This window comes from Pelagibacterium lacus (genome assembly GCF_003345525.1).
Classification (GTDB): domain Bacteria; phylum Pseudomonadota; class Alphaproteobacteria; order Rhizobiales; family Devosiaceae; genus Pelagibacterium; species Pelagibacterium lacus.
On sequence record NZ_QQNH01000003.1, the window covers coordinates 109,269 to 121,853 of the forward strand.

Sequence of the window (12,585 nt, forward strand, 5' to 3'; positions counted from 1 at the left end):
GGCATGCAGAACCTGACCATCGTCGATCACCCGCTGGTCCAGCACAAGCTGACCATCATGCGCTGCAAGGATACCTCGACGGCGAGCTTCCGCCGCCTGCTGCGCGAGATCGCCCATCTGCTGTGCTATGAGGTGACCCGCGACCTCGAGACCGAGCAGATCGATATCGAGACCCCCGTTGGTCCCACCAAGGCCCCGGCGCTCAAGGGCAAGAAACTGGTGTTCGCCTCGATCCTGCGAGCCGGGGAAGGGCTGCTCGAAGGCATGCTCGACCTGGTGCCTTCGGCGCGCGTGGCCCATATCGGGCTCTATCGCGACCCCGAAACCCTCGAGGCGGTGGAATACTATTTCAAGATGCCCTCCGACGCCGCCGACCGGCTGATCATCGTCGTCGATCCCATGCTGGCGACGGCCAATTCGGCCATCGCCGCCGTGCAGAAGCTCAAGGATCGCGGCGCCAACAATCTGCGCTTCCTGTGCCTGCTCGCGGCGCCCGAAGGCGTCGAGCGCTTCACCAGGATCCACCCGGACGTGCCGATCTTCACCGCGAGCCTGGACGAAAAGCTCAACGATCACGGCTATATCGTCCCCGGCCTGGGCGATGCCGGGGACCGCATGTACGGCACGCGTTAGGTCGCTTTGTTTTGTCGCGTTCCCGAACCGAATAAGTGGTGCCCACTAATTCTGGAAACGCTCAGGACGCCCTCTCCGCGAGCGGCAGGCCGTAGCTGATCAGTTCGGCCCGCAGGGCCTCGGGGGAGGAGAAGTGGATGGTCTCCATCCCCACGGCCCGGGCCGAAACGATATTGGCCGGGTTGTCATCGATGAACACGCAGGATTCGGGCGCCAGCGCATAGCGGTCGCAGAACAGCCGGAAGATGCGCGGATCGGGCTTGACCAGCTTTTCCAGCCCCGACACCACCACGCCGTCGAACTTTTCGAGGAAGGTCCACTCGTCGAGCATCGACACCCATTTCTCCCAGGAGAAATTGGTGATGGCGAAGGTGGGGATATCGGCGGCGATCAGTTCGTCATGGATATCGATGGTGCCCTGGAACACCCCGCCAAGGGTTTCCTTCCACCGCGTGTCATAGGCCTGGATCTCGCGCCAATAGCGGGGGAAGCGGGTGATGAGCTTGGCAACCCCTTCGGAAAAGATGTCGCCGGCGTCGAATTCGAGGTTCCAGTCCTTGGTGCAGATGGTTTCCCCGAACCAGCGTGCCTCCTCTTCCGTCTCGAACAGTTTGCGGAACAGATACATGGGGTCCCAGTCGACGAAGACGCCGCCCAGATCGAAAACGGGGATGAGGGGTTCTGACATGGGGGAGACCTCCGCAAGGGGTAACGATGGTTCCCTCTTGTCAGACCCGGGCCAAGGTTGCAATGGCCGGCTGGAAAGCGCCGTTAGGGGATGATGCTGAACGTGTCCAGGTCGCGCCTGACCATGTGGACCGAGCGCTGTTCGAGCGTCATGGTCGCGTTGAACACCGTCGCGAACATCGGTGTGTAGTCGTAGCGTGCGGTCGCGATAACGGCATATCGCCCGGCGGCGAGGTTGTAGACGTCATCTTCGAGCCCGGCTACCGCGCCGCCCGTCCAGTTGGAGGACGTGGCGTGCGTCACATTGCCGGGGGCTCCGGCGGCGTTCACCGGGACGACCACGACCCGCAATTCGGTGCTGTCGAAATCGAAGGGCCGCATGATGGCCAGCCCGGCATTGAAATAGCTCTGCGCCTTCTGCTGGGAGATGGGAGCGGCTTCCTGCGCCACCAGATCGCTGACCGTCGAGGCGACCTGGCCGAGCTTGCGATCTATGGCGATGGCCTGGGTCAGATCGGTCGCGCCCAGATAGGTGAGCAGCATCAGGGGCGCGATGAGCGCGAATTCGACGGCGGCGATGCCAGCCTGATTGCGAAGGAGCCGGCGAAGGGAAAACAGCGGGTTGCAGCTCATAGCGTGGGCTCCGTCCTGAAGACGTGCGCCGCCGCCAGAAGGCGCTTGCCATCCGCGGTCTGGCCGGCATTGAGGCCGGGAATGTTGAAGAAGGTCGGCCATTTATAATAGGCCTCGATCATCACATAGGCGTCGTCGCCGATCACTTCATAGGGCTGGGAATAGGACCATGCGCCGGAATTAGGGTCGATGGGGTAGGTCGCCGAAAAATCGGAGAAGTTATCGATTTTACTTACCCCGATGCGGATTTCGTCGCAATCGAACATGCCATAGAGCTGGCCGCACAGCGCGGCGCGATAATCGTTCGCCGTATGGGTATAGCTGCCCTGCCCGGTGCGGATCAGGCGCGAGCTGTCGATGACCGCCGTGTCCAGCGCATAGCCGGCGAAAAAGGTGATGGCGGTCTCGATGGTGGCGCCGATCAGGCCGAAGAAAATGGGACCGACAATGGCGAATTCGATCACCGTCACGCCACGGGTCGAGCGCGCGAAGCGGCGCAACAACCCTGAAAGGCTGGTTTTTCTGGAGCTGGATGACGCTGTCCCGATACGCATGCGGCCCTGAATCCCGGTGATGGCGGAAACGGGGATAGACTACGCAGGGCAACCCTAACCGAACGTTAGGAAAGCGCGCCGGCGCGAACGGCTTGAAACCAGCGTAAACCAGGACTTAACCGAAAGTGCAAAATGCCTATTGTCCCGCCATCGACTGCACGACCGAGCTCGAGGTGAGCGCCTCCGTGGTGAAGCTCGTATCGTCGCCCATCATGATGACGGGCTGGCAATTGGGGGCGCAGGCGATCGAGGTGCGCGCCGAGCCCATGAAGACCGTCACCGTGTCGGACGCCAATTGGGCGACCTCGACCACGGTATCGGCGATCGGATCGCCATTGGCATCGAGGATGATCATATTGGTGCGGCCATAGCTCTTGCCGGTCAGCACCAGGGTCTGGGGGTCCTGTATGGTGACGTCGGCCACGCCGGGATTGCCGATGATCACCGTCGCCGCCGGGGCATTGATGCGCAGGACACGCGCCATGTTGACGTTGACGGTGACCAGCGCGTCGGCCGCCGACTGGGCCGCAACGGGGATGACCGGCGCCATTCCCAGGAGGGACAGCACCGCAACCGAAAGAGCGCTGCGCACAAAATGGGGCATGATCGTGATCCGTATCGAGACAACATGGTTATCCGAATATGGCCGGCAATGGTTTATATTTGGCAAACGCGCCGGGCGGGGCTGGACTTGCCGGGCTCAAGCAAACCCGTATGCGAATAGTTAAACTTTGAACGCTTCAGTTTACCGCTTGATAGTCATATGGAGTATTTCGGCGAGAACCCCGCAACCTGGCCCGCCGATTAACTCAATTTCAAGGGCTCGGGACTAGCGTGGCCCCAAGTTCGATGTGTGAGGCGTCGAACGATGCCGTCACACAGTGGACGCACGAACTCAGGAGCTTGGTTATGAATCTGTTCAAGAAATTTGCCGCCGACGAATCCGGCGCTACCGCTATCGAATATGGTCTTATCGCAGCGCTGATGGCTGTGGTGGTGATCGCGGCTATCAACATTCTCGGGCCGGAGATCGAAAAGTCCTTCGGAAGCATTGGGGAACAGCTTACTAATCCGAAAGAACAGTACACCGGCGGCACCGGCGACGGCGTTTGATAATTTCTAGAATAGAGCATGGGAGGGGGAATTTCTCCCCTCCCTGCCTTCTACTTGCAGATGAGGCCATCATGGTGCAAATGAGGAAGAAATTTCTAGAGTTTGCCAGTGAAGATGGTGCTACGGCTGTAGAATATGGCCTAATTACTGCTCTAATTGCTATTATAGTAATTATAGCTTTTGGTTTCTTAAGCAATCCAGTTAATGGATTATTTTCAAGCATAGTAGACGCGTTCGAGAGCGTCGGAAAAAAGTAGAAATCGCATGTCAGCATCGATGACAGCGTTATCTCTCCTTCTCATCTTCCCCGCCCTCATGGCTTTTGCCGCCTGTTCGGACTTGCTCACCATGCGCATATCCAACCGGCTGGTGGGCATCGTGGTGCTCGCTTTTGTTGGCGTGGCGCTTGTCATGGGGCTGAGCCTTGAGGCGATCGGCATGCATCTGGCGGCGGGTGCGCTGATGCTCGCGATCGGCTTTGGCCTTTTTGCCATGGGCTGGATCGGTGGGGGCGATGCCAAGCTCACCGCGGCCATCGGACTGTGGCTGGGCTTCGGGCTTTTGCTGCCCTTCCTTCTTTATGCGTCGATCCTCGGGGGGGCGCTGACCCTGGGTCTTCTGATGGCCCGCAATTATGCGCTGCCCGCACCGTTGCTGGGCGCCGAATGGGCCGTGAGGCTGCATAATCCCAAGACCGGGGTGCCCTATGGCATCGCGCTGGCCATCGCCGCCATGCTGGTCTATCCCCAATCCTTCGTTTTCTGATCACCCCCTTCGCGGATTGAATTGCCTGACCGGTTCGACAATCGATCCGGGCTTATTCATTTCCCGTATCAAGCAATCGCAGCGAAACCTTTGGTTAACCTTTACGGCAAATCAAAGTTTAACCAAGTTTTGACCCTTTTCCCGCAATAGTTCAGCCAGTTTCACTGGTCCGCCCTGCTTTCGGCATTGCGGCGGAGCCAAGCGCCTCCCACGAGGCGGGGGCAGCGGGAGTACGATTGGATATGAAACCGGCGCGCATTCTGCTCATCGTCGTAGCGGTCGTGGCCGGGGGGCTTGCCGCCTTCCTCGCGACGCGCGGCAATTCTCCGGCTCCGCAAGCCCAGACCGCCCAGGCAGAGATCGTCCAGGAGGCGCGCGAGCGGGTGCTGGTGGCCAGCGGCGCCATCGGACTCGGCCAGCGTCTCGCCGCCGAGGATGTAAGCTGGCAGGATTGGCCGGCCGGTGCGGTGCGGGCCGAATATATCACCGCCAGCGCCGTTCCCGACGCGCCGGCCCAGGTCAGCGGCGCCGTGGCGCGGTTCGAATTCTTCCCCGGCGAGCCGATCCGCGAGGCCAAGCTGGTCAACTCCACCCAAGGCTATCTCTCCGCCGTCCTCTCGCCCGGCATGCGGGCGGTTTCGGTGTCGGTTACCCCCGACTCCGCCTCGGGCGGCTACATCGTTCCCAATGACCGGGTCGATATCGTCCTCACCCGCTCCAGTGCCGATTACTCGGAAACCATCCTCTCCAATGTCCGGGTGCTGGCCATCGGCAAGCGCCTCGGGGAATCGGGCGAGACCGGCCGCCCGGCCGATCCCGAGGACCCAAGGTCCCAGGTTTTCGACACCACCCAGATCGCCACCTTCGAGGTGACGCCGGGCCAGTCCGAACTGCTGCTCCAGGCCGGCACGGCCGGGCGGCTCGCCCTCGTGCTGCGCTCGGTGGCCGATTTCGCCGAAACGGCAGAGACCGAGACGGGCGGCAACGACACCGTCCAGACGGTCAGGCTGATCCGCAACGGCCAGGCCCAGGTGGTGACGACACCGGCGGTCCGGGCATCGGGTCCCGGCACGACAGTTTCCGCCCTCAGCCTTCCGGTCGCAACCCCGGACGGTGCCGATGCAACGCCCGCAATCGAGGTCCGCTAGATGTTTGCTTGGTCCAATAGAAGCTACGCGCGCCGGATCAGGGCCGCTCTTGCCGGCCTCCTCGTCGGTGCGGCCATCCTCACCACCCCGGCCCTGGGGGCGACCACGCCGCATCTGCGGATCGCCTATGGCGAGATCGGGCGCACCCAGTTCGTCGAGATCGGCGTCAACAAATCCATGATCATCGACCTGCCGGCCGAGGCCGGCGAGGTGATCGTGTCCCAGCCCGGCGTCGCCAATGCCATCATGCGCACCCGCACAAGGGCGGTGATCCAGGGCGTCGCGGCGGGCGAGACCAATATCCTGTTCCTCGATCCCTCGGGCGCCGGCATCGCGGTGATCGAAATCTCGGTTGCCCAGGATTCCTCGGGGCTGGCCGCGACCATCAACCGCCTGCTGCCCGGTGCACGGGTGCAGGTGCAGTCCTTCGCGCAATCGGTCATCCTCTCGGGCGATGTCCAGTCGGGCGACGATGCCCAGAAGGCCATCCAGATCGCCGCGCAATATGTGGGCGGGGAAGGCAATGTCACCAGCGTCATCAACGTGGCGGGCGGCCAGCAGGTGGCCCTCAAGGTGACCGTCGCCGAGATCAAGCGCGATGCGGCCCAGCAATTGGGCATCAACCTCTCCGGCGCGCTCTCGGTGGGGGCGCTCAACCTGGGGCTGAACTCCACGCAATCGAACCTTGCCAACGGCTATACGAGCAATTTCAGCCAGGGGAGCTTTTCGATCGACGCGGCCCTGCGCGCCATGGAAAGCCGCAATGCCGTCCGCCTGCTCGCCGAGCCGGTGCTGACCGCCATGTCGGGCCAGAGCGCCGATTTCCATGTGGGCGGCGAATTGCCCATCCTGGTCATCAAGGACGGCGAGCAGAGCTACGACTACAAGCCCTATGGCATCCAGCTCAACTTCACCCCCACCGTGCGCTCGAACGGCCTGATCGGGCTCGAGATCGAGACCGAGATTTCCGAGCCCCAGCTCAACAATGCCCTCAACACCCGCAGCGCCTCGACCTCGGTGGAATTGCAGGCCTACCAGACCCTCGCCATCGCCGGCCTCATTGACGAGCGCATGCGGCGGCAGGTCTCGCAACTGCCGGGCCTGGGCAATATCCCCATCCTCGGCGCCCTGTTCCGCTCCTATGAATATGTCTCCGAGCAGACCGAACTGGTGATCCTCGTGACGCCGATGATCGCCCAGCCCAGCCATGTGGCGCCGGTGCTGCCCACCGACATCTCCGTGCCGTCCTCCAATGCCGAGGCCATGTTCCTGGGCCGGATGGAAACGCTTTACGGTGTCAACGGATCAGGCGGGGGCGGCGAATTCCGCGGCTCGGTGGGCTTCATGCTCGACTGAATGCGAAAAAGGGGGCGCGGCAGCCGCCACGTCCCCGCAAGTCCAGGACAATTCCCAGCGGGACCAGATGCGATGACCTTTATCGAAACCGACGCTCCACAGACCGACATCGAAGCCCCGGGCGATGCCGTGACCGGTGCGCGTCTCATCCCGCGCATCACCATCCAGGCGTTTTGCGAGCACTCCCAGACCGCCCAGATCATCGAGGACACGACCCACGACCGGCGCATGTCCAAGGTGGCGCTCACCACCCATAATGGCGGGCTGGAAGGGGCGGTGGAGACCTATCGCACCAATCCCACGCCCAATCTGATCATCGTCGAGACGACGCTGCCGGCCGACCGCATCGAAGCCGCGTTGCAGCGGCTGGCCGATGTGTGCGACGCCTCGACCCGCGTCGTGGTGATAGGCCATGCCAATGACGTGATGCTCTATCGCAGCCTGATCCGGGCCGGCGTGTCTGAATATCTCGTCATGCCCGCTACCAGCGCGACCATCATCAACGCCATTTCCGACCTGTTCGCCAGCGAAGGCGCCGGCCGCATCGGGCGCTCGATCGCCTTTATCGGGGCCAAGGGCGGGGCGGGGTCCTCGACCCTCTCGCACAATGTCGCCTGGTCGATCGCCAAATCGCTGCGCCAGGACGTGCTCGTGGTCGATCTCGACCTGCCTTTCGGCACGGTGGGGCTCGATTTCAACCAGGACCCGCCCCAGGGCATCGCCGACGCGGTCTATGCCAATGACAAGATGGACGCGGTGATGCTCGACCGGCTGATGAGCAAGGCGGCCAACCACATCAACCTCCTGGCGGCGCCGGCCAGCCTCGACCGGACCTACGACCTCAATGAAAGCAGCTTCGAGCAGATCATCGAACTGAGCCAGAAGCAGGTGCCCATCGTCATCCTCGACATTCCGCATTTGTGGACCGGCTGGGTGCGGCGCACCCTGGCCGCCGTCGACGAGATCGTCATCGTCGCCGAGCCCGATCTCGCAAATCTGCGCAATGCCAAGGCGCTCGCCGACACGATCAAGGCCATGCGCCCCAGCGAAAACGATCCGGTGCTGCTGGTCAACAAGACCGGCATCGCCAAGCGCCCCGAGATTCCGGCCGGCGAGTTCGCCTCCTCGATCGAGTGCCGCCTGGCCGGCCAGATCGCCTTCGAGCCGGCCCTGTTCGGGACCGCGGCCAATAACGGCCAGATGATCGCCGAGGTCTCCGCGACCCACAAGGTCAACGACATCTTCCGCTCGCTCGGCCTGCAACTGACGGGGCGCCAGACGGTCGAGGCCGGCGGACGGGCCGGATCGATCAATCTTCCAGGCCTTCTGCGCAAGCTCAAGCGGGCCTGACGGAACAAGAACGAGGACGCGAAATGTTCGGCAAGCGCACGAGTTTTGGCGGCAACAGCCAACCGGCCCCGGCCCGTCCGGCCCCGACGGCCATGCCCGAGTTCGAACGCGCCGGCGCGGTCTCCCCTGCCGAAAAGCCCGCGGAATCCGCCGAGGCGATCGAGACCGTCGACAAGGCCAATCGCGACAAGGGCTATTTTCAGACCAAATCTTCGATCTTCAACGCGCTGATCGATTCCATCGATCTCAGCCAGCTCGCGGCGATGGATCAGGATTCGGCACGCGAGGAAATCCGCGACATCGTCGCCGAGATCATCGCGCTCAAGAATTTCGTCATGTCGATTTCCGAGCAGGAGGATCTGCTCGACGACATCTGCAACGACGTCCTGGGCTATGGCCCACTCGAACCGCTCCTGGCCCGCGACGACATCGCCGACATCATGATCAACGGCTCCCAGAAGTGCTATATCGAGGTCAATGGGCGGGTGAAGCTCACCAATGTGCGCTTCCGCGACGACGCGCATCTGATGAATGTCTGCCAGCGCATCGTCAGCCAGGTCGGCCGCCGGGTCGATGAATCCTCGCCCATCTGCGACGCCCGGCTTCCCGACGGCTCGCGCGTCAACGTCATCGCCCCGCCGCTCTCGATCGACGGCCCGGCCCTCACCATCCGTAAGTTCAAGAAGGACAAGCTGACCCTCGCACAATTGGTCAAGTTCGGCTCAATTTCGCCGGAAGGCGCCGAAGTGTTGCGCATTTTGGGCCGTGTGCGGGCCAATGTGCTGATCTCGGGCGGTACGGGTTCGGGCAAGACGACCCTTCTCAACTGCCTCACCGCCTTCATCGACAAGGACGAGCGCGTCATCACCTGCGAGGACTCCGCCGAGCTCCAGCTGCAGCAGCCGCATGTGGTGCGGCTGGAAACCCGTCCGCCCAATCTCGAGGGCGAGGGGGAGATCACCATGCGCGAACTGGTCAGGAACTGCCTGCGCATGCGGCCCGAACGCATCATCGTGGGCGAAGTGCGCGGACCGGAATCCTTCGACCTGCTGCAGGCCATGAACACCGGCCATGACGGCTCCATGGGGACGCTGCACGCCAACTCGCCGCGCGAGGCGCTGTCGCGTCTCGAATCCATGATCACCATGGGCGGCTTTGCGCTGCCCAGCCGCACCATCCGCGAGATGATCGTCTCCTCGATCGACGTGATCGTGCAGGCGGCCCGCCTGCGCGACGGCTCGCGCCGCATCACCCATATTACCGAGGTGCTGGGCATGGAAGGCGACGTGATCGTCACCCAGGACGTCTTCCTCTACGACATCATGGGTGAGGACGGGAACGGCAACCTCATCGGCCGGCACCGCTCCACCGGTATCACCAAGCCCAATTTCACCGAGAAGGCGCGCTATTTCAACGAGGAGATGGCGCTGGTCGAGGCGCTGGAGCGCTCCAATGTCGAACACAACGAATTGCTGCGCTAGACCATGACACCCTTGCTCCTCTCCGTACTGGTCATCGTCTGCGTCGGCGCCCTCGGCCTGGCCCTGGTGCCGTCGCTGGCCGGGTCGAGCCGGGCCGACAAGCGTATGAAGGCGCTGCGCACCGACGTGCAGGTCCGCCGCCAGTCGGCATCCATCGAGCGCACGCGCGAAAGCCGCCGGCGCACGGTGCAGGATGCGCTCAAGCAGCAGACCGACGCGCTCAACGCCAAACGGGCCAAGAAATCGCTCAAGCATCGCCTGTTCCAGGCCGGCATGGCGGTCGATCCGCGCGTCTGGATCCGCAACACCATCATCGGCGGCGTGGTGCTGTTCGTCGTGCTACTCCTCGTCCAACTGCCCCTGCTCTATGCGGCGGTGTTTGCCGCGGCCGCGGCCTATGTGCTGCCCAATTTCTACATTTCCAGCAAGCGCAAGCGCTACCAGGCCGCCTATCTCGATGAATTGCCCAATGCGGTGGAAGCCATCGTGCGCGGCGTGCGGGCCGGCATGCCGCTCAACGATTCGATCCGCCTCGTGGCCAAGGAGGTCAAGGAGCCGGTCAAATCCGAATTCGTGCGGGTGCTCGAGCAGCAATCGATCGGCAAGAACATGGCCGAGGCCGTCGAGGTATTGTTCGACCGCGTCCCCTTGTCCGAGGTCAATTTCTTCATCGTGGTCATCAACGTCCAGCAGCATGCCGGCGGCAACCTCTCGGAGGCGCTGACCAACCTTGCGGGCGTATTGCGCAACCGCAAGAAGATGAAGGCCAAGGTCAAGGCGCTGAGCGCCGAGGCCAAGGCGTCGGCCATCATCATCGGCGCGCTGCCGGTCGTCGTCGCGGCCTGCGTCTCGGTGGTGAGCCCCACCTATCTGACCCCGCTCGTCACCACGCCCGGCGGCATGCTGTCGCTCGGCGTCGCCGGCATCATGCTGGCGGCGGGCATCTTCACCATGCACCGCATGATCCAGTTCGACTATTAGGAGCGCGAGATGGTCGAAAGACTCGTCAGTCCCGATTTCCTGATCGCGCTGTTTGCGGCCATTTCGGCGGCGGCCATCGTCTTTACCTTCGGCGCGCACCTGTTCGAGCGCATCGAGCGCAAGGACCGCATGAAGAAGGTCGCACTGGAGCGCGAGCAATTGCGGGCCCGCGAGATGGCGCGCCTGCGCAACCAGGCGGGCAGCAAGGAAGCGGCGCGCGGCAATATCCGCGGCGCGGACGCCCGCTCCTACATGAAATCCACCGTGGAGCGCTTTTCGCTGCAAAAGGCCTTCATGGACGAAAACACCATGGAGCGGCTGGCCCAGGCCGGCCTGCGCGGACAGGGGGAGCTGACCAAGCACCTGTTCCTGCGCTTCGTCACCCCGTTCGTGCTGCTCGGCGTGGCGGCTCTCTATCTCCTCGTCATCTCCCCGGGCGGGCGGCCGCTGTTCATCAATCTCGTCTATGCCATCGGCGTGGGGCTGGTGGGCGCCTATCTGCCGCTGCTGCTGCTCAAGAACCGGACGCAGAAGCGCCAGCAATCGGTCAAGCGCGCCTGGCCCGATGCCCTCGATCTCATGCTGCTCTGCGTCGAGGCCGGCATGTCCATCGAGCATTCGATCAAGCGCGTGGCCCGGGAAATCGGCCTGCAAAGCCCGGAACTGGCCGAGGAACTGACCCTCACCACGGCGGAATTGTCGTTTCTTGAGGATCGCACCCGCGCCTATGACAATTTGGCCCGCCGCACCGGGCTCGACGGCGTCCGTTCGGTGATGACCGCGCTGATCCAGGCCGAGCGCTACGGCACTTCGGTCGGTCAGGCCCTGCGCGTCATGGCCGAGGAAGGGCGCGAGATGCGCATGAACGAGGCGGAGAAAAAGGCCGCGGCGCTGCCCCCCAAGATGACGGTGCCGCTGATCCTCTTTTTCCTGCCGGTATTGTTCATCGTGATCATGGCGCCGGCCATCATCACCGCCATGGCGCTCTGAGAGGTTAGGCGGGCGTATCGCCCTCGATCTGCTGCCAGCGGTTCTGCTGGGTGAGCAGGGCCCGGATATAGTCCATGGTCGGCTCGACCGCCTCGGCGGGCAGCACGGCGGCGTAGAGTAGGCGAGCTTCGGCAAAGCGGCCCTGCAGGCCGAGGACGAGGGCGAGGTTCTGGCTGGTCCTGGCATTGGCGCCGGGGAGGCTCATGGCCTGGCGCAGATGGGCTTCGGCGGCCTGCAATTCCCCGGTCATGGCGTAGGAAAGGCCCAGATTGGCATGGAGCTGGCTGGCCTGCGGCGCCAGCAGCAGCGCCTGGCGATAGCTCTGGCGGGCCTGCTCGTGCTGCCCCATCTGGTCGAGGATCGCCCCGCGTACCGACAGGGCTTCCCAATCGGGCGCCACCGGATTGGTGGCATTGTCGACCACCCTCAGCGCCTGCTCGAAGCGCCCGGCCGCTGACAGCGCCTTGCCATAGGCCAGCCCCACATCGGCATCGCCGCCATAGGTGCCCATGAGGTTTTCCAGGACGATCACCGCCTGATCGTTCTGCTGCGCGGCCCGCAACGCGGCGGCGTAGTGAATGCCCAGCGACTTGTCGCGCGGATTGGCGGCATAGCGCTGCGCCAGATCAGCGACGCTGGCCTGGATCTGCGGCCCCGAGAGATTGGAATAATCGGCATTGAACGCGGCGGTCCGATTGGTCGCGCATCCGGCGAGGACGAGCGCCGCGACGCCTGCCAGCAATACCATACGCGTCGTCCTCATCAGCGATGACGGAGTCATGATCGATGTCCTCGCGCCGCGGGCGCTTCCCGGGTTCGATCCCAGAAATACTTCATTAACCCTAACGCGCGGTTAAGCCGCCTGTGGGCACGATTGCCCCATGGCGGGCGAGG

The 12,585-nt window shown here is 63.3% G+C and carries 15 protein-coding genes; 10 read left to right on the top strand and 5 right to left on the bottom strand.

What is annotated here, in order from left to right:
• The first annotated feature begins 3 nt into the window (after positions 1 to 3).
• The gene (upp, locus tag DVH29_RS03495; protein WP_114644775.1) at positions 4 to 633 is read left to right on the top strand and encodes a uracil phosphoribosyltransferase; all 630 of its coding nucleotides are present in this window, start codon (positions 4 to 6) and stop codon (positions 631 to 633) included.
• 61 nt (positions 634 to 694) lie between these two features.
• Here upp and DVH29_RS03500 read toward each other — a convergent pair whose 3' ends face one another.
• From DVH29_RS03500 to DVH29_RS03515, 4 genes are all read right to left on the bottom strand, one after another.
• Entirely contained in the window at positions 695 to 1,321 is a 627-nt protein-coding gene (locus DVH29_RS03500; protein WP_114644776.1) for an HAD family hydrolase, read from the bottom strand.
• 83 nt (positions 1,322 to 1,404) lie between these two features.
• Complete coding sequence (locus DVH29_RS03505) at positions 1,405 to 1,953, bottom strand: TadE/TadG family type IV pilus assembly protein (RefSeq protein WP_158541544.1); 549 nt, start codon at positions 1,951 to 1,953, stop codon at positions 1,405 to 1,407.
• Positions 1,950 to 2,507, bottom strand: coding sequence for a TadE/TadG family type IV pilus assembly protein (locus DVH29_RS03510; protein ID WP_114644778.1), 558 nt, complete (start codon positions 2,505 to 2,507; stop codon positions 1,950 to 1,952). Before DVH29_RS03510 ends, DVH29_RS03505 begins: the two co-directional genes overlap by 4 nt.
• A gap of 136 nt (positions 2,508 to 2,643) precedes the next feature.
• Positions 2,644 to 3,111 carry a pilus assembly protein N-terminal domain-containing protein gene (locus DVH29_RS03515; protein ID WP_114644779.1) on the bottom strand — a complete coding sequence of 156 codons (468 nt, stop codon included), beginning with the start codon at positions 3,109 to 3,111 and terminating at the stop codon, positions 2,644 to 2,646.
• A 305-nt stretch (positions 3,112 to 3,416) separates the two neighbouring features.
• Here DVH29_RS03515 and DVH29_RS03520 point away from each other — a divergent pair, with 305 nt between their 5' ends.
• From DVH29_RS03520 to DVH29_RS03560, 9 genes are all read left to right on the top strand, one after another.
• Complete coding sequence (locus DVH29_RS03520) at positions 3,417 to 3,620, top strand: Flp family type IVb pilin (RefSeq protein ID WP_114644865.1); 204 nt, start codon at positions 3,417 to 3,419, stop codon at positions 3,618 to 3,620.
• An 80-nt stretch (positions 3,621 to 3,700) separates the two neighbouring features.
• Positions 3,701 to 3,877, top strand: a complete 177-nt coding sequence (locus DVH29_RS03525) for a Flp family type IVb pilin (protein ID WP_114644866.1) — start codon at positions 3,701 to 3,703, stop codon at positions 3,875 to 3,877.
• A 7-nt stretch (positions 3,878 to 3,884) separates the two neighbouring features.
• Positions 3,885 to 4,385 carry an A24 family peptidase gene (locus tag DVH29_RS03530; RefSeq protein WP_439331606.1) on the top strand — a complete coding sequence of 167 codons (501 nt, stop codon included), beginning with the start codon at positions 3,885 to 3,887 and terminating at the stop codon, positions 4,383 to 4,385.
• 242 nt (positions 4,386 to 4,627) lie between these two features.
• Complete coding sequence (cpaB, locus tag DVH29_RS03535) at positions 4,628 to 5,533, top strand: Flp pilus assembly protein CpaB (RefSeq protein ID WP_114644781.1); 906 nt, start codon at positions 4,628 to 4,630, stop codon at positions 5,531 to 5,533.
• Positions 5,534 to 6,889, top strand: a complete 1,356-nt coding sequence (locus DVH29_RS03540) for a type II and III secretion system protein family protein (protein WP_114644782.1) — start codon at positions 5,534 to 5,536, stop codon at positions 6,887 to 6,889.
• A gap of 72 nt (positions 6,890 to 6,961) precedes the next feature.
• A complete protein-coding gene (locus DVH29_RS03545; protein ID WP_114644783.1) occupies positions 6,962 to 8,239 on the top strand; it encodes a CpaE/TadZ family protein in 1,278 nt (425 codons plus the stop codon).
• Between the two features lie 23 nt (positions 8,240 to 8,262).
• Positions 8,263 to 9,720: a TadA family conjugal transfer-associated ATPase gene (locus DVH29_RS03550; protein ID WP_114644784.1), complete on the top strand. Its 1,458-nt coding sequence runs from the start codon at positions 8,263 to 8,265 to the stop codon at positions 9,718 to 9,720.
• Between the two features lie 3 nt (positions 9,721 to 9,723).
• Complete coding sequence (locus tag DVH29_RS03555; RefSeq protein ID WP_114644785.1) at positions 9,724 to 10,701, top strand: type II secretion system F family protein; 978 nt, start codon at positions 9,724 to 9,726, stop codon at positions 10,699 to 10,701.
• Positions 10,702 to 10,710: 9 nt separating this feature from the next.
• Complete coding sequence (locus DVH29_RS03560) at positions 10,711 to 11,691, top strand: type II secretion system F family protein (RefSeq protein WP_114644786.1); 981 nt, start codon at positions 10,711 to 10,713, stop codon at positions 11,689 to 11,691.
• A gap of 4 nt (positions 11,692 to 11,695) precedes the next feature.
• On the opposite strand, the gene DVH29_RS03565 is transcribed toward DVH29_RS03560, so the two are convergent.
• The gene (locus DVH29_RS03565) at positions 11,696 to 12,439 is read right to left on the bottom strand and encodes a tetratricopeptide repeat protein (RefSeq protein ID WP_158541545.1); all 744 of its coding nucleotides are present in this window, start codon (positions 12,437 to 12,439) and stop codon (positions 11,696 to 11,698) included.
• Positions 12,440 to 12,585 lie beyond the last annotated feature (146 nt).